Genomic DNA, 26,160 nt, shown 5'->3' with positions numbered 1-26,160 from the left:
GCGGCGCCCGGCGCCGGCATGTGGAGGCGTGCGCCGGCTCTTCGGCCCCGGCCATGGGGTGCTCTTTCATCACAACGATACAAACGACATGACTCACCGCCATCCGCACCGTCCTCGGCCTTCATCGTTGGCGCTTGCGCTGCAGTCCGCCTTGCTGGTGCTGTCAGTGACCGGCACGGCACGAGCGCAGCAACAGCCTACCCCGCAACCGACCGGGCAGACCCTGCCGGAGATCCGCGTGAGGGCGGCACCCACCGACGGCGTCGACGGCTATGCCGCGAAGCGCAGCACCGCGGCCACCAAGACCGACACGCCGCTGGTCGAAACGCCGCAGTCGATCTCCGTCATCACGCGCGAAGAACTGGACGTGCGCGGCGCGCAGAACGTGCAGGAAGCCCTGCGTTACGTCGCGGGAGTGTCGGCCGAGCAATTCGGCTACGACAACCGCGGCTTTGACTACTTCATGCTGCGCGGCTTCCCTGCCTATGGCACCAGCGACTTCCGCGACGGCCTGAAGCAGGCGGGCTACTACGACCTGACCTTCAGCACCGAGCCGTATGGGCTGGAGCGCATCGAGGTGCTGCGCGGCCCGGCATCGGTGCTGTTCGGCCAGGGCGACGCAGGCGGCATCGTCAACCGCGTCAGCAAGCGGCCCACGGGCAACACCGCGCGTGAAGTCGAAGTGCAGCTCGGCAGCTTCGGCCGCAAGCAGCTCGGCGTGGACGTCGAAGGTGTGCTCAACCCCGAAGGCACGCTGCAGTACCGGCTCGTCGGCGTCGGGCTGGATACCGAGACGCAGATCCAGTACTCGACCGGCGAGCGCATCTCCAACGATCGCCTCTATCTGGCGCCTTCGCTGCGCTGGTTGATCACGCCGGACACCACGCTCACGGTGCTGTCCGAATTCATGAAGGACCGCGCCGGCGACGACATCTGGTACCGGTTGGATGCCGACGGCCAGCTGACGGACGTGCTCGAGGGCGACCCCCGCTACAGCTGGCTGGAACGCGACATTGCGACGATCGGCTACCAGTTCGAGCACCGCTTCAACGACACGCTGACGCTGCGGCAGAACTTTCGGCGTGCCCATGGAAGAGCGGACAAGCACCATTTCTGGACCGGGGACATGACCGAAGAAGGAATGCTGCCTCGTACAGCCGTCCTTGATGAATACGAGCTCGACCAGACCGTGCTCGACACGCAGCTGCAGGCCAAGCTGCGTACCGGCAGCGTCGACCACACCGTGCTGGTTGGCCTGGATTGGAACCACCTCAAGGCTGCCGATACAACCTATTTGAACAACGCCACGCCGGGGCTGGACATGAACGACCCGGTGTACGGCGAGCCGATCGCCGAGCCCGACACGCTGGACTGGGAGGAGAAGCAGAAGAGCACGCAACTGGGCTTTTATGTGCAAGACCAGATCGCGCTTGGTCACCACTGGCGCGTGACGGCTGGCGGCCGCTGGGATCGCGCGCGCACCACTGACACGATCAACGGGGAGAGCACCACGCAGAAGGACCGCGCTTTCAGCGGCCGTCTGGCGCTGAGCTACATCATGCCCAGCGGCTGGATTCCATACGTCAGCTATGCCGAGTCCTTCCTGCCGCAACTGGGCATCAGTTCGTCGGACCGTCCCTTCGATCCCACCGAGGGCAAGCAATACGAGATCGGCATCAAGTTCCAGCCGCAGGACACGCGCTACCTGTTCACGGCAGCGTTGTTCGACCTGACAAAGTCCAACGTACCGACGCCCGACCAGGACGACCAGCAAGGGCGCAATGCGCAGACCGGCGAGATCCGGTCGCGGGGACTTGAACTCGAAATCAAGGGCCAGTTGGCGCGTGGGCTCCAAGCCACGGCCTCCTATACCTACATCGACGCCGAAGTCACCAAGAGCAACGTCGTCGACGAAGAAGGCAGGCGTGAAGAAGGCAAACGCCCCATGCAGGTGCCCCGCCACAGCGCATCCGTATGGCTGAACTACCGCCTCGCCTCTGTACAGGGCTTGTCGCTCGGCGCCGGCGTGCGCCACGTCGGCAAGCGCTACAACGACAACCTGAACACCAGCTCGCAACCCTCGCACACGCTGGTCGACGCCGCCGTCGGCTACGACACCGGCCCCTGGCGTCTGTCGCTGGCGGTCACCAACCTGTTCGACAAGGACTACGTGCAATCGCGCGCCTTCGACAGCTACTGGCAGGGCGTGGAGCGTACCGTGCGTGCGAGCGTGAAGTACCGCTGGTAAGCCGCGCCGGTGTCCTTCCCTGCGGGCAACGGTTTCCCGCTCCAGCGCTGGACCAGAACTCGACATCGCCCGCGAATGACACGGCGCCCCTCTTCAGGGGCGCCGTTTGCTTTCAGCAGACTTCGCTGCCTGCGCCGCTGCCGACCACCTCCCCTGCCAACGCGCGTGCGATGTCCTCCTGCACATCGGCATGGCGAACGATGCCGAAATGCGTGACGTCGAGCTCGGCGGCCTGCACGGCCGGCTGCGCCAGTTGCTCTTCCAGCGCGAGGCGCTCGGAGGAAGCCCTGCCCTCGATCCACCAGCAGCGCGACGGACACCGCACGGGACGCAGCGCCGCGGCGTTGCGCGACAAGGCCTTGAGATGCCGCGCCACGACAAACAGGCGCGCCAGGTCGTCGGCGCCCATCCCGGCATAGCGGTCGGTGTGGCCGTCATCGCGTCGGCCAAGCAGTTCCTGCAGCACGGGCACCAGCTCGTCGGCACCGGGTTCGGCGCAGGCCGGCAGACCCGCGACACCGGCACCCGGCAGCACTTCAGCGATGAACTCGTGGAAATCGTCTCGCCAGTCGTCGCCCGCGGGCCCCGATGCGAGTCCGGGCACATAAGGGTCGATGAGCCCCAGGAAATCGACCTCCTCGCCGGCGGCCTCGAGCAGCGCCGCAATCGCCGCCGCCAACGTGCCGCCCAGCGACCAGCCGAGCAGCCGGTACGGTCCGTGCGGCTGGACTGCGCGGACCATCCCGGCGTAGTCGATGGCCATCTGCTCGATCGAGACGTCGCGCCAGGCCGGGTCCGCGAGGCTGCGGCACGGCAGGCCATAGACGTTGCAGGCGCCATCGAGCCGGCGTGCCAGCGGCTGGTAGTCGAAGATCGTGCCGACACCGGCGTGCAGGCAGAACAGCGATGGTGCCTGCGGCCGATGCGGGTTCAGCAGCAGCGGTGCCTGTCTGGCCTGCGTGGCTTCCAGCCCGAGCAGCGCGGCAATCGTCGGGCGCTGCAGCAGGTCGCGCAGCTTGAAATTCAGCGCCGGATCGCCACACTGGCGCATCTTCGCGATCACCTTCAGACTCGATAGCGAATCGCCGCCGAGCTCGAAGAAGTTGTCGGTCTCGCCGATCGATTCGACACCGAGCACCTCCTGCCAGACGCGCGCGAGCGTGCGGGCCGCTGCCGTCGACGGCGGCACGTGCTGTCGTTGCCGTTCGGCCACCGGTGCGGGCAGCGCGTTGCGGTCGAGCTTGCCGCTGGGCAGGCGAGGCAAGCGCTCCATCGCGACCACGTGGGCCGGCACCATGTAGTCGGGCAGACGTTCACCCAGCGCCTGCTTCACGCTGGCAGCCAGCCGAGCCGCCGGGACGGCCGGCACCACGTAGGCCACCAACTGCCGGCCGGCCGCCGCGTCCTGTGCGATCACAGCGACATCGGCCACGCCGCCGTGTTCCCGGATGCGCGCCTCGATCTCGCCCAGTTCGATCCGGAAGCCGCGGATCTTCACCTGGTGGTCGACCCGGCCGAGGTATTCGACGTTGCCGTCGTCCAGCCACCGCACCAGGTCGCCGGTGCGGTACAGGCGCCCGCCGCGCTCGTCGAAGGGGTCCGCGACGAAGCGCTGGGCCGTCAGCCCGGCCTGTCCGAGGTAGCCTCGCGCCAGACCATAGCCGCCGATGTACAGCTCGCCCGCCACGCCGCGGGGCACCGGCTGCAGGTCGGCATCGAGCACGTAGGCGGTGCGTTCGCCCACCGGCCGGCCGATCGGCGCATACGCGCAGTCGAAACTGCGGCTCGCCTCGGTCTTCCAGATCAGCGGCGTGACCACCGTCTCGGTGGGGCCGTAGCCGTTGATCAGCAGGCGCGGCCTCAGCGCCTGGCGCACCTTGTCGTACGAGGCCTTGGGCATCGCTTCGCCGCCGAAGACGTACAGCTCCACCGGCGGAGGGTTGTCGCGCGGTACCGCCCACTCCGCGACCTGGCCGAGGTAAGCCGGGGGAAACGCGGCGTTGGTGACACCGTAGCGGTGCAAGGCGTCGAAGGTCTGCTCGGCGGTCCACAGCTCGTTGTCGCGCAACGCCAGCCCTGCCCCCACCGTCAATGCCGTGAGCCATCGCTCATGCGCGCCGTCGAACGACAGCGACATGAACAGCAGCTCGCACGACTGGGGCGTCATGCCGTAGATCTCTGCCGTGGCTCGGCAGTGCATCGCCAACGGACCATGCGTGACCGCGACGCCCTTGGGGCGGCCGGTCGACCCCGAGGTGTAGATCACGTAGGCCAGCGCGTGCTCGCCGAGGGCAACGTTCGGCTCGTGGTCCGGCAGCCCCTGCAGATCGGCTTCGTCGACCGTCAGCGCTTGCATGCCGGCCGGCAGCTGGAGGCGGGGCAGCACGCGTGCCTGTGTGAGCAGCAAGGACAAACCGCTGTCCGCCATCATGTAGGCGAGGCGGTCGGCGGGGTACTCCGGGTCCAGCGGCACATAGGCGGCGCCCGCTTTCAGCACCGAGAGCAGCGCGATGATCACGTCGAGCGAGCGCTCCATCGCGACGCCCACCCGTGCTTCCGGGCCGATGCCCCGGGCCCTCAAGGCATGCGCGAGCCGGTTGGCACGACGGTCGAGGTCGCCGTAGCTCAGCTCCTGCTCGCCCATCAGCAGCGCGATCGCTTCGGGGCGCTCGGCGGCGTGGCGGGCGATCTGCCGGTGCACCGGCAGTCGGTAGGGCTCGGCGACGGATTCATTGCGGCCGAGCGTGAAGAGGGCCTGCCGTTCCGGCGGGGTCAGCCACTGCAGCTCGCCGACGGCCCGCTGAGGAAAGTCGACCATCTGCCGCAACAGGTGCTCGACATGGCCCCGCAGCGCGTGCACGAAATCGTCGGCGAAGTCCTGCAATGCGTAGCAGTACTCGATTTCCAGCCGCTCGCCGACGGTGACCTGCAAGTCCATCGCATAGCCCGTCAGGCCCTGCGTGGCCATGTCGCCGAAGCGCAGGCCATGGCGTTCGTTGCTGCGCAGCGCTCGGTCCACCGGGTAGTTCTCGAACACGATGATGCTGTCGAACAGCGGCCGGCCCGACGAACCGGCCCAGCGTTGCACGTCGGCCAGCGCGCTGTGCTCCTGTTCGCGCAGCCGCAGGTTGGTGGACTGCAACTCGCGCAGGAACTGGGCGACGCTCGATGCGGCCTGCCGTTTCACCGGCACCGGCAAGGTGTTGATGAACAGGCCCAGGATCTCCTCGGCGCGCGGCAGGCTCGCTGGACGGCCGGCCACGGTCGCACCGAACACCACCTGCTCCTTGCCTGTATAGCGCTGCAACACCAAGGCCCACGCCCCCTGGACCAAGGTGTTGAGCGTGATGCGCTCGCGTTGCGCGTGGGCTTGCAGGGCGCGTGTCTCGTCCACCCCGAGCCGGGTGTAGAGCTTGCCGAAGCCGGTGCGCCCGGGCACCTTGGGCGCCGTCTCGGCCAGCAGTGTCGGCCCGTCGAGGCTTGCCAGCTCGCGACGCCAGAAGGCCTGCGTCGCGTGCACGTCCTGCCGTGCCAGCCAGCGGATGTAGTCACCATAGCCGGGTCCGGGTGCATCGAGCGACTCGCCGCCATAGCAGCGCAGCCAGTCGCCGACGAGGCGCGAGTCGCTCCAACCGTCAAGCAGGATGTGGTGCTGCGTCCAGACCATGTGCCAGCGGTCGTCGTCGAGCCGGATCATCGCCAGGCGCGCCAGCGGCGGTGCCAGCAGGTCGAACCCGCGCCGATGATCGTCCTCGACGTACCGTGCGATGCGTTCGGCAGGGTCCGACACGCCGCGCCAGTCGAGCACGGTCACGCCGTCTTGCGCACGGCGCAGGACATACTGCAACGGCCGCGGCATGCCGGCCTGCCACAGGAAACCCGTGCGCAGCGCAGCGTGCCGCTGCACCATCGACCGCCAGGCCGAAACGAGCCGGCCGACATCCACGCCCGAGACCTCGACGCTGAGCTGGTTCACGTACAGCCCGGATCCAGGCGACTCCAGCGTATGGAACAGCATGCCCTCCTGCGTCGGCGAGAGGGGAAACACGTCTTCGACGTCGGCCTCGCCGAAAGGCAGCGCCGCCAGAGCGTCCGCACTCAGGTGATCCGCCAGGTGGCCGCTCGGCACGTGGCTCGGGGCCGCGGCGGGCGCGGGGTCGGCAGCTTCGGCGACGCGGGCCAGTTCGGCGAGGGTCTGCCGTTCGAACAGTTGGCGCGGGCTCAAGCGCCAACCCGCGCGGCTTGCGCGGGCGACGATCTGCAGGCTCAGTATCGAGTCGCCGCCGAGCTCGAAGAAGTTGTCGTGGCGTCCCACCTGCTGCAGTTCGAGCACCTCGGCCCACACCGCCGCCAGCGCCTGCTCGACCGCCCCCTGGGGGGGCTCGTGGTCTTGCGCGGCGGCGAACTGCGCCACGGGCAGCGCCTTGCGGTCGAGCTTGCCGTTGGCATTCAGCGGGAAGGCATCGAGCGTCATGACGACCGAGGGCACCATGTAGTCGGGCAGGTGCGCGGCGAGCGCGTCTCGCACGGCCTGGGTGTCGATGCCGGCACCGTCGAGGGTCGTCACATAGGCCACCAGCCGCACACCGGAGCGGCCGGGCTGCGCGGCGACCACCGCCTCGCGAATCGTCGGCTGGGCCTGCAGTTGCGCCTCGATCTCGCCGAGCTCGATGCGCTGGCCGCGTATCTTCACCTGGTGGTCGAGCCGACCGAGGTAGTCCAGTTGCCCGTCGCTGCGCCAGCGCACCAGGTCTCCGGTGCGGTACAGGCGCTCGCCGCCTGCGGTGGCGACGAAGCGCTCGGCGGTGAGCGCAGCCCGGCCGAGGTAGCCGCGCCCCAGCCCTGCTCCGCCCAGATAGAGTTCGCCGGCGACCCCGGGCGCCACCGGGTTCAGCGCTTCGTCGAGCACGCTCACCGACACGCCGTCGATGGGCCGGCCGATCGGCACGCTGGGGCGGCCCTCGTCACGGCAGGTCCAGTGCGTGACGTCGATCGCGGCTTCGGTGGGTCCGTAGAGGTTGTAAAGCCCGGCCTGGGGCCACAGCTTCAGCGCCTGCACCTGCAGCTCGGCGGGCAGGGCCTCGCCGCTGCACACGATGCGGCGCAGGCTGGTGCAGCGGTCGGTGCCTTCGTGTGCCACGAAGGCCTGGAGCATCGAGGGCACGAAGTGCAGCGTCGTCACGCGATGACGCCGGATCAGCTCGACCAGCCGGGCCGGCTCTCGATGGTCGCCGGGCGCTGCCACGGCCAGCGTGGCGCCGACCATCAACGGCCAGAAGAACTCCCATACCGAGACGTCGAAGCCGTAGGGGGTCTTCTGCAGCACCGTGTCATCGGCGCCCAGCGCGTAGGCCCGCTGCATCCATGCCAGGCGGTTGTACAGCGCACTGTGGCGGTTGGCAGCGCCCTTGGGCCGGCCGGTGGAGCCGGAGGTGTAGATGACGTAGGCGAGGTGCTCGCCGTGCAGCAGGGGGTTCGGGTTTTGCAGGTCCTGCCGGGGCTGCTCGTGCAGCGGCTCGCGGTCGATCTCCAGCACCCGCAGCTGCGGTGGCAGCTGCAGCTGCCCGCGCAGGCCCGCCTGCGTCAGCAGCAGCGCCACGCCGCTGTCGTGCACCATCCACTGCAGCCGCTCGGCGGGGTATTGCGGGTCCAGCGGCACATACGCTCCCCCTGCCTTCAGCACCGCCAGCAGCGCCACCACCATCTCCACCGAGCGCTCCAGCGCCAGCCCCACCCTCACCTCCGGCCCCACCCCCAGCCCGATCAACCGGTGCGCCAACCGGTTCGCCCTGCGGTTGAGCTCGGCATAGCTGAGCTGTTCGTCGCCGTACACCACCGCCATGGCCCCGGGCGTGCGCTGCACCTGCTGCTCGATGAGCCGGTGCACCGGCTGCGCCGGCGCCGGCGCCGGCCCGCCCTGCCCCCATTGCTGCAACAGCGCCTGCTCCGGCGCGTCCAGCAGCACCACATCGCCGATGGCCTGCTGCGGCCGCTCGCACAATTGCTGCACCAGCCTCAGGTAGTGCTGCGCGAGCCGCTCGATGGTCGCCGGCTCGAACAGCTCAGCCGCGTAGTGGAACGTCGCCTCGATGCGCCCGTCGGCCTGCTCCAGCGTGTCCACGCTGAGCTCGAACTGCGCGGCCTGCTCGCCGAGCTCCCAGTCCCGGATCTGCAGCCCGGGCAGCTGTTCGAGCGCGCGCCGGTCTTGCCGCACGTGGTTGAACATCACCTGGAACAGCGGATGGTGGCCCAGGCTGCGCTCGGGCTGCAGCGCCTCGACCAGTTGCTCGAACGGCAAATCCTGGTGCGCCTGGGCACCCAGCGCCGCTTCGCGCACCTGCTCCAGCAGCTGCCCCAGGCTCTGGCGCGGCTGCAGTTGCGCACGCAGCACCTGCGTGTTGACGAAAAACCCGATCACGCCTTCGGTCTCGACACGCTGGCGGTTGGCGATCGGCACCCCGATGCGGATGTCGCGCTGCCCGGTGTAGCGGTGCAGCAGCGCGTGCAAGCCGCTGAGCAGCAGCATGAAGACGGTCACGCCCTCGCCGCGCGCGCTGCGGCGCAACTGCTCGCACAGCGGCTGCGGCAGGCTCACCCGGTGGCGTGCCCCCCGGTAGCGCCCCTGCGGATGGCGCGGCTGGTCGCTGGGCAGCGCCAGCACCGGGTGCTCCTGGCCCAGCTGCCCCCGCCAGTACCCCAGCTGGCGTTCCCGCTCGCCGGCCTGCAGCCACTGGCGCTGCCACACCGCGTAGTCGGCGTACTGGATCGGCAGCTCCGCCAGCCTCACCGGCTCGCCCCGGCACAGCGCGCGGTAGCACGCCGCAAACTCGTCGACGAACAGCTGCATCGACCAGCCGTCGGAGACGATGTGGTGCATCACCACCACCAGCCGGTGTTCTTGCGGCTGCAGCTGCAACAGCGCCACGCGCAGCAGCGGGCCGCCTTCGAGGTCGAACGGCTGTTCGCTCAGCTCGCGGGCCAGTTCGAGCGCTCGCGCTTCTCGCTGCCCGCCCGCCAGGCCGCTCAGGTCGTGCCGGGCCACCTGCAGCTGCGCATCCGGCCGCATCACCTGTTCGGCCAGACCGTCGCCCGTCGCGCGGAACACCGTGCGCAGCGATTCGTGGCGCCGCACCACGCCGTGGAAGCTCGCCTCCAAAGCCCCAACGTCCACCTCCCCTTCCAGCACCAGCCCACCGCACAGGTGGTACGCCGTGCTGCCGCGATCCAGCTGCCACAGAAACCACTGCCTCTGCTGCGCCGCAGACAGCGGTACCGCGTCCCGGCAGCCCTCGATCGGCAGGATCGGCAGCTGCGCCATCGACAGCCCCTGCTCCCGCATCTTCTCGTACACGGCCCGGCGCTGCTCGGCCGGCAGCGTGGCGAAACGTCGCGCGATCTTCTCTGCGACCGAAATGTCCATCAGAACGACTCCAAGGTATCGATGAAGGCATCCAGTTCCTGCAGTGCCTGTGCACCGGCAGGAGCCGTCGCCACGCGCAGCCGCGCCGCGAGGTCCGACAGGGTCTGGGCCTGGAACACGTCCGCCACGCCGCAGGGCCGGTGCAGCTCGCGCTCGATCCGCGCGGCAAGTTGCACCGCCAGCAGCGAATGGCCCCCGAGCTCGAAGAAGTTGGCATGCCGCCCCACCCGCTCCAGACCCAGCACCTGGGACCACACCGCTGCAAGGTCCTGCTCCAGCTCGCCGACCGGTGCTTCGTAGAGGCCGGCCTGCGCCGCCTCGGGCGTGGGCAAGGCCCTGCGGTCGAGCTTGCCGTTGGGGGTCAGCGGCATGGCGTCCAGCACGACGATGGCCGCAGGCAGCATGTGATCGGGCAGCCGCTGCTGCAGCGCGCTCCGCACGGCTGCCGCATCGAGCGTCGCGCCGGGTTCGGCGACGACATAGCCCACGAGTTGCGGGCCGCCGGGTGCCGCGCGGTCGAGGACGACCGCTTCGCGAACGCCGGTCACCCCCAGCAGCTGGGCCTGCACTTCCCCGAGCTCGATACGAAAGCCGCGGATCTTCACCTGGTGGTCGATCCGGCCGAGGTATTCGATCTCGCCATCGGCGCGCCAGCGGGCCAGGTCACCGCTGCGATACAGCCGCGCGCCGCCGGCATCGAACGGGTCGGCCACGAAACGCTCGGCACTCAAGCCCGCGCGATTCAGGTAGCCGCGGGCCAATCCGGCACCCGCCACATACAGCTCTCCGGCCACGCCGACCGGCACAGGCTGCAGGTGTGCGTCGAGCACGCGCAGCCCCAGGTCGGGAATCGGCCGGCCGATCGGGCTGCGCGAGCCGTCGAGGTCTGCGCGGGTGATCGGCCGGTAGGTCACGTGCACCGTCGTTTCGGTGATGCCGTACATGTTGACCAGGCGCGGGCGCTCGTCGCCGAAGCGGTCGATCCAGCGGCGCAGGCTCTCGGGCTCCAGTGCCTCGCCGCCGAAGATCACCAGGCGCAGAGACAGGTCGTCCAGCGCTTCCAGCTCCGGCACCTGCAGCAGCTGCGTGAAGGCCGACGGCGTCTGGTTGAACACGGTGACGCCCTCTTGGCGCAGCAGCTGCAGCATGTCGCGCGGCGAACGGCTGACGAGGAAGGGCACGATCACCAGCGTGCCGCCATGGCACAGCGCGCCGAAGATCTCCCACACCGAGAAGTCGAACGCGTAGGAATGGAACAAGGTCCAGACGTCGCGCTCGTCGAAACCGAACCAGGCCTGCGTGGACTGCAGCAGCCGCACGACGTTCGCGTGCGACAGCTGGGCGCCCTTGGGCCGGCCAGTGGAGCCGGACGTGTAGATCACATAGGCGAGCTGCTCGCCGTGCATCGGTACCCGCGGGTCGTGTTCGGGGGCGGCCGCCAGCAGATCCTGGTCGAGTTCCAGCACGTCGACGCCGCCGTCCACCGATGCCAGGCGCTCGCGCAGGCCGGCGTGCGTGAGCAACAGTGTCATGCCGCTGTCCTGCACCATCCACGAAAGCCGCTCGGCTGGGTACTGCGGGTCGAGCGGGACATAGGCGCCGCCGGCCTTCAGCACCGCGATCAGCGCAACCACGAGGTCGGCCGAACGCTCCATGGCGACGCCGACGCGCACCTCGGGCCTGACGCCCATCGCAATGAGCCGGTGGGCCAGCCGGTTGGCACGGCGGTTCAGCTCGCCGTAGCTGAGGCGTTCGGGTCCGCAGACAACCGCGATCGCCTCCGGCAGCCGCAGCGCCTGCGACGCGATCAGCTCGTGCAGACCGGGCAGCGATTCGGAGGGCGCGCGAGGCCGTTCGATCCGCCCCTGCTGCAGCAGGTCGGCCTGTTGCTGCGGCGTCAGCAGCGCCAGCGTTCCCAATGCACGTTCGGGTGCTTCGCAGATCGAAGCGAGCAGCTGTTCGAGCTGGCATGCGATGCGATCGACGGTCTCGTCGTCGAAGTGTTCTCGCGAGTAACCGTACCGCATCACCAGCGACCCCTCGTGCGATACCGACAGCGCCATCGGGTAGTGCGTGTCCTCCGCGCTGGCCGCGGCCGAGAAGCCCAGGCCGGCCACCTCCCCCTGCCGCAGCGCTGCATCGACCGGATAGTTCTCGAACACCACCAGACTGTCGAACAGCGCGCGGCCGCCCTGTCCCGCCCACTGCTGGATGTCGTACAGCGGCGTGTGCTCGTGCTCACGCGCCGCCAGCTGGCCGGCCTGCAGCTCGCGCAGCCAGGCCGCCGCCGGCTGCTGCGCCGGCAGCGTCGCGACGACAGGGAGGGTGTTGATGAACAGGCCCAGCATCTCGTGAGCGCCCCGCAGCGTGTCGGGGCGGCCGGACGTGGTGGCGCCGAAGGCCACGGTCCGCTGCCCGGTGTACCTGGCCAGCAGCAGTGCCCAGGCGCCCTGCACCAAGGTGTTCAGCGTGATGTGCTCGCGCCGCGCGAAGTCCGTCCACCGCCCGCTGGTCCGCTCGTCGATGCGGTACTCGCGGCAGGCATGACCGTCGCCACGGGCCGCACGCGGCAGTGCATTCGCCAGCCGGGTGGGTTCGTCCAGCGGTTGCAGTTGCGTGGTCCAGTAGCCTCGGCTGTCCGCCGGATCGCGCGATGCCAGCCATGCGATGTAGTCGCGGTAGCGCGTTGCGGGCGGATCGACGGCCTCGCCCGCGTACAGGCGCAGCAGCTGCCCGAGCAGATGGGACGTGCTCCAGCCGTCGAGCAGCAGGTGGTGACACGACCAGATGAAGTGATGGCGCCTTTGCGAGATGCGCGCGAGCACCAGGCGCATCAGCGACGGCTTCGCGAGGTCGAACCCGGTGCGTTGGGCGGCAGCCAGTTCGTGCAGCGCGGGCGCCACATCGCCGACGTGGCGCAGGTCGCGCACCTGCACGTCGAGCTGCGCGTGGCGCGCCACCCATTGCAGCGGACGGTCCACAGCCGTCACGAAGCCGGTGCGCAGCACCTCGTGCCGCTCCACGCAGGCCTGCCACGCGGCACGGAAGCGCGCGACGTCCACGCCGTCGATATCCACGCGCAATTGCGTCACGTAGGTCGTGTCGCCGGGTTCGGCCAGGCTGTGGAACAGCATGCCGGACTGCATGGGCGACAGCGGGTAGAGATCGGCCACCTCGGCGCCATCGAGCGGCAGTGCGTCGAGCTGGGCTTGCGTCAAGCCGGCCAGCGGCACGTCCGAAGGCGTGAGGCCCGCAGCACCGCCCGTGCAATGAGAGATCAGTGCCTGCAGCTCGCGGCGCCAGTCCTCGACCCAGTCCCGCACGGCGGCCTCGTCGTGACGCGCGACGCTGAAGTTCACCTCCAGTCGCAGTTCGCCGTCGAAGACCGAACCGTTGACCACGAACTCGTGCTCCAGCGGCGCGTCCGCATCCACCGCAGCCCCGCTGGGCTCGTTCGAAGGCACCCACGCGGCCCGCACGTCGACTGTCTGATCCAGCTGCCCCAGGTAGTTGAACAACACCTGCCGCTGCGGCAGCGTCGACAGCGCCTGCCGTTGTTCGGCACTCCCGAGGTGCTTGAACCAGCCATGGCCGATGCCCCGGCGCGGCACGCGGCGCAGGCCTTCCTTGACCCGCTTCAACGCATCGGGCAACGGCCCCAGAGGCGCCACCTCCACCGGGTACAGGCTGGTGAACCAGCCGACGGTACGCGACAGGTCGATGTCGTCGAACAGGTCCTCGCGGCCATGCCCTTCCAGGTCGACCAGCAGCCGTTCGTGCCCGCTCCATCGGCACAGCGCCCGGCCCAGCGCCGTCAGCAGCAGATCGTTGACCTGGGTGCGGTAGGCAGCGGGGGCATCGCGCAGCAGCGCCTGCGTGGCTTCACGATCGAGCTGCAACACGATGCCCCGGCGGTGACGCCACGTGTTCTCGCCGCCGGGCCGCGGGCACGGCAGCGCGGCAGGCACGTCGGCGAGCGATTGCCAATGCGCCATCTCGACGGCATGCGTCGACGCGTAGTCGAGCAGTCTCTGGCCCCAGAGCTGGAAGCTGCTGGTCCTGGCAGGCAGTTCGATCGGCCGGCCGGCACAGGCCTGCTCGTACGCGGTCAGCAGGTCGCGCAGCAGGATGCGCCACGAAACGCCATCGACCACCAGATGATGGGCCACCAGCAGCAAGCGGGCGGTGCCGTCGCGCAAGCGCAGCAGCAGCGCCCGCAGCAACGGGCCCTGCGCCAGGTCCAGGCTGCGCTGCACTTCGTCGCAGTGCGCCTCGATTTGCGACACGTCGTCGATGTCGCGCACCCAAAAACACTCATGTGGCGCCGGTGCGGCGTGTGCTTGCACCCATGACCCGGCTGCCGATCGGAGGTAGCGCAGCCGCAGCGCTTCGTGATGGCCCACCAGTGAGTCGAGTGCGGCCATCAACGGCGCGGACTGTGGAGCTTCTCTGCAGCGCAGCATGACGGACTGGTTCCAGTGGTGGCGCCGCGGCACCGCCTGTTCCAGGAAGTCGCGCTGGATCGGCAGCAGCAGTGCCTCGCCCTGCACCGGGGCGCGTGGCGCCTGCGATGACGGCGCGTCCAGTTGCTGCGCCGCGGCCGCCTGCGCTGCCACGGTCTGGTGTTCGAACACCTGCCTCGGGGTCAGCTTCCAACCGGCCGAGCGCAGACGAGCGACGAGCTGCAGGCTCAGGATGGAATCGCCGCCCAGCTCAAAGAAGTTGTCATGGCGCCCGACGCATGCAACACCGAGCACCTCCGCCCAGGCCGCCGCCAACAGGGTTTCGAGTTCCCCTTGCAAGGGTGCGTGCGCCGGCATCTCGTCGTATCGGGGTTCGGGCAAGGCCGCCCGATCGATCTTGCCGCTCGGCCCGAGCGGCAATGCATCGAGCACGACGACGGCCGCAGGCACCATGTATTCCGGCAGTGCGCTTGCGAGCGCCGCTCGCAGCAGGGTCGCATCGAGCTCGTGCCCCGACAGCGGGCAGGCATAGGCCACCAGCCGGGCACCCGCCGGACCGGGGCGTGCCACGACGGCCGCTTCTCGCACCCCCGGTTGCGCCAGCAGGCATCCCTCGACCTCCGCAGGCTCGATCCGGAAACCGCGCACCTTGACCTGCTGGTCGACCCGGCCCAGGTATTCGAGTTGCCCGTCATGCCGCCAGCGCGCCATGTCGCCGGTGCGATAGATGCGGCCACCTTCGACGTCGCAAGGGTCGGCCACGAACCGCTCTGCCGTCAACCCGGGCCGGCCGGCGTAGCCGCGCGCGAGCAACGGGCCGCCGATGCACAGCTCGCCGACGGCACCCGGCGGCACCGGGTTCAGCTCCGCGTCGAGCAGCCGCACGATGCGGCCGCCGACAGGGGCGCCGATCGGTACGTGCGCCGTGTCGCAGGCCGCACCGCTGCAATCGAACACCGTCGCCGTGATCGTCGCTTCGGTCGGGCCATAGGCGTTCAGTAGCCTGACATGGGCCAGCCCCGCATCACGCCACGCTTTCACGCCCTCCGGCGACATCGCTTCTCCACCGACGGTCACTTGCCGAAGCCCGCCCCAATCGCGCGGCGCCTGTCGCGCAAAATCCCGCGCCAGCAGCAGCCAGTACGCCGTGGTGAGATCGGCCACAGTGATGCGCTGGCGCGTCACCTCGCGGTGGAAGGCGTCGCTGTCCCAGAGGTTCTCCCCGCGCAGCACCACCGTCGCCCCGACGCACAGGGCCGGGTAGAGCTGTTCGGCAAAGGCGTCGAAGTTCAGGGTCGAGAACTGCAGCACCCGATCGCCCGGCTGCAGCATCGAGTAGCCGAGCACCGCGTGGACGTGCGCCGCCAGTGCCGCGTGCGACACCTCCACGCCCTTGGGTGTGCCGGTGGAGCCCGACGTGTAGATCACATAGGCGACCTGAGCGCCGTGCACCGGCACCCGCCGGCACGTGCGTCGCGGGCTGCCCTGTGCATCGTCGACGACCAGCACCGTCGCATCGCCGCACGGCACGCGGTCCCTGTGCGCGCGTTGTGTCAGCAGGCAGCCGACGGCGCTGTCCTGCACCATCCATTCGAGCCGCTCGCGAGGATAGGCCGGGTCCAGCGGCACATAGGCCGCCCCTGTCTTCAGCACCGCGAGCAGCGCGACGACCATGTCGGTGGACCGCCCGATGGCCACCCCCACCCGGGAGGCGCGCACGACGCCCGCCGCCGCCAGCCGCTGCGCGAGCTGCTCGGCGCGGGCCTCGAGTTCGCCATAGCTGAGCACCTCGTCACCGAGCATCAGCGCCGTCGCATCGGGAGACTGCGCGGCGCGGCGCTCGATCTGCCGGTGCACCGGCTCGATCGTCGCCGTGATCTGCGCACCCCGGCTCCACGCGTCGAGCTGTCGCTGCTCGTCGTCGTCCAGCCATGGCAACGCCCCGACGCGCAAGCCGGGCGAGCCGGCCATCGCGTCCAGCACCTGCAGGAAGCGGCGGACCAGGCCCCGCGCGGTGGCTGCGTCGTAGAGGTCGGTGTTGTACTCGAGCCGGCCCTGCACACCGCCCGCACCGAGCACCATGTCGAGCGACAGTTCGTGCTTGGCGACACGTTCGTCGACGTCGAGCGGCTCGACCTGCAGCCCTTCCAGCGAGAGCCGGTCGTCCTCGCCGTTCATCTGCATGCTGAACATGGCCTGGAACAGCGGCGGCCGGGACGGGTCGCGCCGCAGCTTGCGGCTTTCCAGCAGCAGTTCGAACGGCAGTTCCGCGTGGTCGAGCGCCGCGAGCGCGTCGTCGCGAACCTGGCGGCAGAGTTGATCGAGCGTCGCTTGCGGCACCACGCGAGCCTTGAAGACCTGTGTGTTGACGAAGAAACCGAGCAAGTCGTCCAGCGCCTCGTGGCGTCGCGCCGCCTGCGGCACGCCGACGGCGAATTCGCGTTGCCCGCTGCGACGGGCCAGCACGACCTGCCAGGCAGCGAACATCACGACAAAAGGAGTGCACTTCTGCGTGCGGCAATAGGCCTGCACGCGTTGCGCCAGCGTGGCGTCCACGTCGAACACCTTGACCGCGCCGGCGAAGGTCTGCCGCGGCGGCCGCTCTCGGTCGGTCGGCATCTCCAGCGCCGGCACGTCGGGACCGAGGTGGCGGTTCCAATGCTCCAGGTCGCGCACCGCACCGCCCTGGCGCGCCCACTCGCGCTGCCAGGCCGCGTAGTCCGCGTACTGCACGGCCAGCTCGGGCAGGCAGACCTCGCCCCTGTTTTGCCGCGCCAGCCGATAGGCTGCCGCCAGGTCGCGAGCCATCAATGGGTTGGACCAGGCGTCGGAGACGATGTGGTGAAGACACACCGCCAGCACATGCTCGTCTTCGGCCGTCTTCACGAGCCGCGCCACCAGCGCCGGAGCGGCACCAAGATCGAACACGTGGCCCGCGACTTCCCCGAGATGCTGCTGCAGCCGTTGTTCGCGTTGCTGCGGGGCCAGCGAGGACAGATCGTCGCGCGCCAGCGAGAAAGCGGCGTGCGGAAGGACCGTCTGCACCGATACCCCCGCTTCTTCCGAGAAGGCGGTGCGCAGCACGCCATGGCGCTGGATCAACGCACGAAACGCTCGTTCGAGGGCGTCCGCATCGAGCCGCCCCCGCAGGCGGAACGCACGCGGGAGGTTGTAGGCCGTCAACGTGGGCTCGTAGCGCTGCAGGAACCACAGCTGCTGCTGCTGGAACGAAAGCGGCGCAGGCTGACCGGCGCCGACCGGGCGGCGCGCGAAGTCGTCGAACGCGCGGGCCGAAGACGCGGGCCGCGCCAGAGGCATCGAAGTCATCGGAGGGTCCTGTCTCTTGCGTGGCGATTCAAGTGGTCTCTCGCACCGGCGTCGACGCTGCAAGCGACTCCAGCCGAACCGGGTCGGGCGCCAGATGCCGCAGCGCCTCAGCCAGTTCGGCCGCAGTCGGGTGGTCGAACACCACCCGGGGCGCCACCTCCAGCTCCACGCGCTGGCGGATGCGGGCGATCAGCTTGATCACCAGCAGCGAATGGCCGCCGAGGTCGAAGAAGTCGTCCTCGATGCCGACCTGCTCGCGCTTGAGCAGGTCGGCCATGGAGGATGTCAGCATGGCCTCCAGTGCGGTGCGCGGCGCAACCAGGCGACGCGCTTCGGCAACCGCAACCGGCAGGGCGGCAAGCGCGTGGCGATCGATCTTGCCGTTGGGCAACCGCGGGAAGGCGTCGACGAGCCGATACGCCGATGGCTGCATGTGCCGCGGCAGCAGCGCCGACAGCCGCTCCCGCAGGGCAACCTCGTCGGCGGCGCCTTCCGCGGCCTCGACCACCACGCAGGCCAGCAGCTCGATGCCGCCATCGCCGGCGGTCTGCGGCAGCACCAAAGCCTGCCGCACGCCGGGTTGCGCCAGCAAGGCGGCCTCCACCTCGGCCGGTTCCACACGGAAGCCGCGGATCTTCACCTGGTGGTCGGCGCGGCCCGCCAGCCGCAGACCGCCTTCGGGCCGCACATAGGCCAGGTCACCGGTGCGATAGAGGCGTTCGCCCGGCCGCAAGGGGTCGGCAATGAAGGCCGGATGCGCACCGTCGCCGACATAGCCGCGGCACAGCTGCGCGCCCCCCACGTACACCTCCCCGAGCACGCCGGCCGGCGCGAGTTGCAGATGCTCGTCCAGGACGAGCACGCGGCAGTTGGCCAGCGGCTCGCTCAGCGGCAGCGCGGGCCCGCGTTCCTCCCCGGCAACGACCCGGTGCACCATGACGCCGACCGTCGTCTCGGTCGGGCCATAGTGGTTGTAGATGCGGCACTGCGGCGCCAGGCGCACGAGACGGTCGACCAGCGCGCGCGGTGTGCTCTCGCCGCCCAGCACCAGCAGAGGCGGCACTACCGGCGCTTCATGCTCCAGCAGCGCGTCCAGGTGCGACGGCACGATCTTCAGGCTGTCTACCGACCGGGTTCGCATGAAGCGTGCAAAGGCCGCAGGGTCCCGCAGATCCTCGTCCTGAGCCACCACCAGAGCGGCCCCGTTGAACAGGGCGCCGAACAGGGCCGTGTGGCCCAGGTCGGCCGCAACCGAACCGGTCCAGCCCCAGCGCTGGCCCGCGTCGAGCGCCAGCGCATGCGACACGGCCGCGGCATAGTTGAGCAGTTGGGCGTGTTCGACAGCCACGCCCTTCGGCGTGCCGGTCGAGCCCGAGGTGTAGAGCAGGTAGGCCAGGCCGTCCGGTGCGGCCAGCGGCTCGACAGGCGGGTGCGCGGCATACGCGCGCGGGTCGAACGCGGCCAGCGTCGCCTCGCGCCACGGCACACCGGCGTGCGGTCCGTCGGGCGGTGTCTTGTCGCTGAGCACGAGCATCGGCCCGGCGTCGCGCAGCACTGCCTCGCGGCGCGCGGCCGGCCATTGCGGATCCAGCGGCACCCATGCGGCGCCGCGGTGCCAGGTCGCGAGCAGCGCGACGACGTGATCGACACTGCGCCCGACGTCGAGCGCGACGACGTGCCCCTGCCCCACGCCCAACGCCTCGAACCAGCACGACAGCGCGTGCACGCGCCGCACGAGATCCCGATAGCTCACTGTGCCGTCGGCGGCCACCAGGGCAACGGCCTCGGGGCGGCGTTCGCCCCATGCGAGCACGTGATGGGCCGTGGTCCGCGCGCCGATCTCGAGGCGCGGCCCCTCATGGTTCAGCAGGCCGCGACGCTCGTCCTCGCTGGTGATCGCCAACCGGGATACCTCGGTCTCCGGTCGAGCGAGCGCCGATTGCAACAGCACCTGCAGCTGCTCCAGCAGCCGCAGGGCCGCTGCCTCGGTGTAGCGGGTGTTGTGGAACAGCGCCAACGTCGCGGTGCTCCCGTACCACTCCACCTGCATGGCCAGCTCGAAGCACGGCATCGGGCCCGGCAGTTCGAGGATTTCCCAGCCCGCGGCGGGCAGGGGCGCAGACCCGTCGATGCAGGCAAAGCCGGCCTCGAGCTGGCTGCGGCACGGCGGGTTCGCCACCGGCCAGTACTCCTGCGCATCGACGTGACCTTCCAGCAGCGCGGCGATCCGTGCCGTGAAGGCCGCGAAACTCTCGCCGGGCTCCACCGACACCGCCACAGGCAGCACCTTGCCGAATACGCCCACGGCGCCCTGCATCGGCTCGTAGTCCTGCCGGCAGTCGTGCTGCCATCCCCCCACGAAGCCGCCAGGGTTCAAGCGCGTGAGCAACGCCCACCATGCCGCCTGCAGCAGCACCTGCGGCGTGGTCCCGAGCGAACGCGCTCGCGCGGCGATGCGCTCCGCCTCTGGTGCCGGCAACACGGCACGCCGGGCATGGCGGCCCTGGCCAGCGCCGGCGTCCTGCGGATCGTGCCGGCAGGCAAGCCGCACCGGCAGCGGCTCGGGCAATGCCTGCAAGTGCCCGGTCCAGTACGCCTGCTGCTGCCCGGCGTCCGCCTCGTCTGCCAGCTCGCGCCGCCAGGTGACGTACTGCCGATACTGGAAGGGCTCGTCGCCCGCGTCGAGGCCTGCGTACGCACGCGCGAGGTCGTGGCAGAGCACCTGCAGGCTCTCGGCGTCGGCCATCAGCCGAGGCACGGACAGCTGCAGCTGCCAGCGCCCTTCGCCGATGCGGTGCAGTCGTGGCTGCGCGTCGTCTGCACCGCTGTACGGGCTGACCGCCAGCCGGCTCAGCACAGGCGACTCGGCTGCCACCCACTGCCGCAGTCCGCGGTAGCCGGTTTCGTGGCCGAACACGAGACGCAGTGACTCGTGCCGTTCGACCACGGCCTGCCAGGCCCGCTGCAATCGCGGTACGTCGATGTCGCCCTCCATCCCGATCACCGCAGCGTGCCGGTCGGTCGCCGATGTCTGCAGCAACAGGGCTTGCTGTTCCGGGCTCAGGGGGATGCTGCCCGTTGCGAACGTTGCGGGTTCCATCGCCTTACTCCTTGGCCCGGCCCAGCGCCGAGCGCTCGACCATCGCCCCCATCGCCACGACGATCTTGCGAGGGCCTTCGTACGGGTCACGTGCATGGGCCGCCAGCATGTTGTCCAGCATCACGACATCGCCTTGCCGCCAGTCGAAGCGCACGGCGCATTCCTCGTAGAGGCGGCCGACCCGTGCCATCGTCTCGTCGTCGATCGGTGAACCGTCGCCGAAGTACACCTGCCTCGGCATGCGTTCGATACCGACCAGCGACAGCAGGTCCCGCCTGACTTCCGGTTGCAGGCAGCTGACATGGTGCAGCTGCACCTGGTTGAAGAACGACCGGTCGCCCGTCACCGGATGCGTGATCACCGCTGGACAGCGGGTCCGCGTCTGCAGTTCGTCATCGCCCAGCCAGCGGTACTCGATGCCTGCTGCCGCCAGCCGTTGCTCGACCTCCTCGCGGTGAGGCGTCTTGAAGAACTCCTGCCAGCTCACGTCCAGACCGGGTGTGAACGTGCGGACATAGAGCAGTTCCTTGCGCTCGAACCGCTCCGCCAGGTCGGCCGGCAGGCGGCGCAGCATTTCGCGGCAATCGACGATCGGCGTCGCGCCGCCGACCGGCGACGGCAGCTCGCAGAAGAACCATTGCTTGCGGGGCCAGCGTTCCAGATGCGAGCTCTCGTTGTGAAACAGGATCATTTCCCGCTCCGGGTACGGCGTGGAGCGGTAGGTGTTGCGCCCGCCCTCCTTCTTCGGCAGGTCGCCGTAGCTGCCGTACAGGCCCGGCTCCACTGCCTCGGCGAACGCCTCGAATTCCTGCGGCGTGCGCAGCCCGAAGTTGCGGAACAACAACCCGGCATGGCGGCCGAGCAGGTCTTCGATCTGGCGGCTGTGGCCGCGTGCCCAGGCCACGGGATCGAGATCGGGCTGGGCGGGTTCGATGACGAGTGGGAAGTCCGCGCCCGGCCTCAATGCCGAGGTCTTCACCAGCGATTCGGCGGTGGCGCCGACGGGCTTCTTCAGTTTCTGCAGCTTGGCGAGCTTGTCGAGCTTGGGGACATCCTGTCGGATCATGGAAGGCTCCTGGAATGAGGGCACCACAAGACGGTGCAGCGCCTCGTTCGGTGTGTCGACGATCTGTTGAAGCAGCGCCGTCCAGGCGGCGGCGAGCCGCTCGACGGTCTGCGGCCGGTGCCGTGCGCTGGCATAGACCCATTCGATGCCCAGGCCGTCGCTGCCTTCTCCAACGAACACCGCGAGATCGAACTTCGCGTGCGTGACCGGCTGCGGCTGTTGCTCCACGCTCAGACCGGGCAGTTCGAAGCGGGCCTGCGGCACGTTCTGCAGCACGAAAAGCACTTGCACGAGCGGGCTGCGCCCGCGATCGCGCGGGGTCGCCGCAGCGTCGACGATGCGGTCGAACGGCAGCTCGGCGTGATCCAGCGCAGCCAGTGCGTGCTCGCGCACGATCTGCAGCCACTCGGTGAAGTTCAGCTGCGGCGCCCATCTGGACCGCAGCGGCACCACGTTGACGAAAAAGCCGATCAGGGGTTCCAGGTCCGGGTGGCCCCGCCCGGCCACGTCGGTGCCGATGACCAGATCGTCCTGCTGCGCCTGGCGATGCATCAGCACCAGGAAGGCTGCGAGCAGCAACTGAAACGGCGTGGCGCCGTGCTGTCCTGCCACGTCGGCAATCCGTCGTGCGAGCGCCGGGGCAACGATGCTTCGCCATGCGTGCGCCTCACCCGCAGATCCTGCTGCGCCGGAATCCGGCGGCAGGGTCGAGCGCAGCGGCGCCCCGGCCAGTTCATCGCGCCAGAACTCCGCCAGCTTGCGGCCGGCGGCTTCTTGCAGACGCTCCGAGTGCCAGGCCGCGTAGTCGCTGTACTGCACGCGCAGCGGGGGCAGCGCCGGCCTGGCGTTCTGCGCAAGCGCCGCATGGATATGGCAGAACTCCCGGATGAAGACGGCTTCGGACCACCCGTCGAAAACGATGTGGTGCACCGCCAGCGCCAGCACGTGCTGCCGGGGGCTCAGCCGAACCAGCGCTGCACGCAGCAGCGGGCCTTGCGCCAGGTCGAACGAGCTCTGCGCATGCTGTGCCAGCACCTGTCGAAGACGGGCGGCCTGCGCATCGCCAGACGCCGTCGAAAGATCGATCACAGGCATCTCGATCCTCACGCGACCGAGGATGTGCGCGACCGGTTCGCCCTCGCTGGTCTCCGGGTAGCAGGTACGCAACACTTCGTGGCGATCGACCATGGCGTTCAACGCCGTGCCCAGCCGCTCGGTGTCGATCTCTCCTGTCAGGCGCAGCGCCGTCGCCATCACGTAGGCGGCCCGCTCGCCCGGATCGGCAAGTCTGTCGACCAGCCAAAGCCGGCGCTGAATAGGCGCGACCGGCATGGCCGGCAGGCGCGGCACAGGATGCAGCTCCGTATCGGCGCTGGCCCCATCGGGTGCCTGCAGGCACTCGGCCAGCTTGCGCAGGTTCGGGTTTTCGAACACCGCTCGCAACGGCAGCTCCCGGCGCAGCACCTGCCGCGCACGCGAACTCAGCTGGGCAGCCAGCAGGGAATGCCCGCCGAGTGCGAAAAAGTTGTCGTTGCGGCCCACACGCTCGACGCCGAGCAATTGCCGCCACAGGCCCGCCAGGGCGAGTTCGTCCTCGCCTTGAGGCGCCTCATCGCCGCAGCTGTCCTGTGCAGGCGGTTCAGGCAAGGCCTTGCGGTCGATCTTGCCGTTGGGATTGAGCGGCAGCGCATCGAGCACCATCACGACGGCAGGCACCATGTACTCGGGCAGTGCCGACCCGAGTGCGTCGCGCAGCTGGTGCGGCTGCAGCTGGATGCCCGGTCGCGGCGAGACATAGCCCACCAGGCGCGGCCCTCCGGCACCGGGCTGGGCCACGGCCACCGCCTCGCGCACGCCGGGCTGCGCCAGCAACTGGGCCTCGACTTCGCCCAGTTCGATGCGGAAGCCGCGGATCTTCACCTGGTGGTCGATGCGGCCCAGGTACTCGATCTGCCCGTCGTTGCGCCAGCGCACGAGATCGCCGGTGCGGTAGAGACGGCCGCCGGGCTCGAACGGGTCGGCAATGAAACGCTCGGCCGTGAGCGCCGCCCGGTTCACGTAGCCGTGTGCGAGCAGCCGCCCTCCGATGCACAGCTCGCCCGCCACGCCGCGGGGCACCGGCTGCAGGGTTTCGTCGAGCACATGGAGCCGGCGACCGGCCAACGGTGTGCCGATCGGCATGTTGGCCGGCGTCGGCAGCACACCGCTGACGCAAGGCATGCAAGCGAAGCGGGTGGCGGTGACGGTGGTCTCGGTCGGCCCATAGGTGTTGAGCAGCTTCACGTGCCCGAGGCCGGCATCGCGCCACGCCTGAATGCCTTCCGGCGGCATCGCTTCTCCGGTCGCCTGCATCTGCCGCAGGGCGCCGTAGTCGCGTGGGCCACGGCGCGCGAAGTCCTGTACCAGCATGAACCAGTACGCGGTCGTGAGGTCGGCGATCGTGATGCGATGCTCGATCAGCGCCCGATGGAAGGTCTCGCTGTCCCACAGCAAGGGGCCACGCAGCACGATGCCCGCACCCGCGCACAGCGGGGGAAACAGTTGCTCGACGAAACCGTCGAAGTTGATCGTCGAGAACAGCAGCATGCGGTCGTCAGGCGTGAGCCCGAAGTAGCCGATGGCGACCTGCGTATGAGATGCCAGCGCATGGTGCGGTATCGCGATGCCCTTGGGCCGGCCGGTGGAACCGGAGGTGTAGATGACGTAGGCGAGGTGCTCGCCGTGCAGCAGGGGGTTCGGGTTTTGCAGGTCCTGCCGGGGCTGCTCGTGCAGCGGCTCGCGGTCGATCTCCAGCACCCGCAGCTGCGGTGGCAGCTGCAGCTGCCCGCGCAGGCCCGCCTGCGTCAGCAGCAGCGCCACGCCGCTGTCGTGCACCATCCACTGCAGCCGCTCGGCGGGGTATTGCGGGTCCAGCGGCACATACGCTCCCCCTGCCTTCAGCACCGCCAGCAGCGCCACCACCATCTCCACCGAGCGCTCCAGCGCCAGCCCCACCCTCACCTCCGGCCCCACCCCCAGCCCGATCAACCGGTGCGCCAACCGGTTCGCCCTGCGGTTGAGCTCGGCATAGCTGAGCTGTTCGTCGCCGTACACCACCGCCATGGCCCCGGGCGTGCGCTGCACCTGCTGCTCGATGAGCCGGTGCACCGGCTGCGCCGGCGCCGGCGCCGGCCCGCCCTGCCCCCATTGCTGCAACAGCGCCTGCTCCGGCGCGTCCAGCAGCACCACATCGCCGATGGCCTGCTGCGGCCGCTCGCACAATTGCTGCACCAGCCTCAGGTAGTGCTGCGCGAGCCGCTCGATGGTCGCCGGCTCGAACAGCTCAGCCGCGTAGTGGAACGTCGCCTCGATGCGCCCGTCGGCCTGCTCCAGCGTGTCCACGCTGAGCTCGAACTGCGCGGCCTGCTCGCCGAGCTCCCAGTCCCGGATCTGCAGCCCGGGCAGCTGTTCGAGCGCGCGCCGGTCTTGCCGCACGTGGTTGAACATCACCTGGAACAGCGGATGGTGGCCCAGGCTGCGCTCGGGCTGCAGCGCCTCGACCAGTTGCTCGAACGGCAAATCCTGGTGCGCCTGGGCACCCAGCGCCGCTTCGCGCACCTGCTCCAGCAGCTGCCCCAGGCTCTGGCGCGGCTGCAGTTGCGCACGCAGCACCTGCGTGTTGACGAAAAACCCGATCACGCCTTCGGTCTCGACACGCTGGCGGTTGGCGATCGGCACCCCGATGCGGATGTCGCGCTGCCCGGTGTAGCGGTGCAGCAGCGCGTGCAAGCCGCTGAGCAGCAGCATGAAGACGGTCACGCCCTCGCCGCGCGCGCTGCGGCGCAACTGCTCGCACAGCGGCTGCGGCAGGCTCACCCGGTGGCGTGCCCCCCGGTAGCGCCCCTGCGGATGGCGCGGCTGGTCGCTGGGCAGCGCCAGCACCGGGTGCTCCTGGCCCAGCTGCCCCCGCCAGTACCCCAGCTGGCGTTCCCGCTCGCCGGCCTGCAGCCACTGGCGCTGCCACACCGCGTAGTCGGCGTACTGGATCGGCAGCTCCGCCAGCCTCACCGGCTCGCCCCGGCACAGCGCGCGGTAGCACGCCGCAAACTCGTCGACGAACAGCTGCATCGACCAGCCGTCGGAGACGATGTGGTGCATCACCACCACCAGCCGGTGTTCTTGCGGCTGCAGCTGCAACAGCGCCACGCGCAGCAGCGGGCCGCCTTCGAGGTCGAACGGCTGTTCGCTCAGCTCGCGGGCCAGTTCGAGCGCTCGCGCTTCTCGCTGCCCGCCCGCCAGGCCGCTCAGGTCGTGCCGGGCCACCTGCAGCTGCGCATCCGGCCGCATCACCTGTTCGGCCAGACCGTCGCCCGTCGCGCGGAACACCGTGCGCAGCGATTCGTGGCGCCGCACCACGCCGTGGAAGCTCGCCTCCAAAGCCCCAACGTCCACCTCCCCTTCCAGCACCAGCCCACCGCACAGGTGGTACGCCGTGCTGCCGCGATCCAGCTGCCACAGAAACCACTGCCTCTGCTGCGCCGCAGACAGCGGTACCGC

The 26,160-nt window shown here is 69.7% G+C and carries 5 protein-coding genes; 1 reads left to right on the top strand and 4 read right to left on the bottom strand.

The window, feature by feature from the left end:
• Positions 1-88: 88 nt before the first annotated feature.
• Positions 89-2,248: a TonB-dependent siderophore receptor gene (locus M8A51_RS16325; RefSeq protein ID WP_251779574.1), complete on the top strand. Its 2,160-nt coding sequence runs from the start codon at positions 89-91 to the stop codon at positions 2,246-2,248.
• 112 nt (positions 2,249-2,360) lie between these two features.
• Here the strand turns inward: M8A51_RS16325 and M8A51_RS16320 are convergent, their stop codons facing one another.
• Genes M8A51_RS16320 through M8A51_RS16305 form a run of 4 tightly spaced genes read right to left on the bottom strand, consistent with a single transcriptional unit; the run spans position 2,361 to position 26,151 of the window.
• The gene (locus M8A51_RS16320) at positions 2,361-9,668 is read right to left on the bottom strand and encodes a non-ribosomal peptide synthetase (RefSeq protein WP_251779572.1); all 7,308 of its coding nucleotides are present in this window, start codon (positions 9,666-9,668) and stop codon (positions 2,361-2,363) included.
• Positions 9,668-17,458, bottom strand: coding sequence for a non-ribosomal peptide synthetase (locus M8A51_RS16315; RefSeq protein ID WP_251779570.1), 7,791 nt, complete (start codon positions 17,456-17,458; stop codon positions 9,668-9,670). Before M8A51_RS16315 ends, M8A51_RS16320 begins: the two co-directional genes overlap by 1 nt.
• A 28-nt stretch (positions 17,459-17,486) precedes the next feature.
• Complete coding sequence (locus tag M8A51_RS16310) at positions 17,487-20,558, bottom strand: non-ribosomal peptide synthetase (RefSeq protein ID WP_251779568.1); 3,072 nt, start codon at positions 20,556-20,558, stop codon at positions 17,487-17,489.
• A 4-nt stretch (positions 20,559-20,562) separates the two neighbouring features.
• The gene (locus M8A51_RS16305; protein WP_259372041.1) at positions 20,563-26,151 is read right to left on the bottom strand and encodes a non-ribosomal peptide synthetase; all 5,589 of its coding nucleotides are present in this window, start codon (positions 26,149-26,151) and stop codon (positions 20,563-20,565) included.
• Between the last annotated feature and the right edge of the window lie 9 nt (positions 26,152-26,160).

The organism is Caldimonas mangrovi, from assembly GCF_023721835.1.
Classification (GTDB): Bacteria; Pseudomonadota; Gammaproteobacteria; order Burkholderiales; family Burkholderiaceae_C; genus Caldimonas; species Caldimonas mangrovi.
This window is presented reverse-complemented; position numbering and strand designations above follow the sequence as displayed.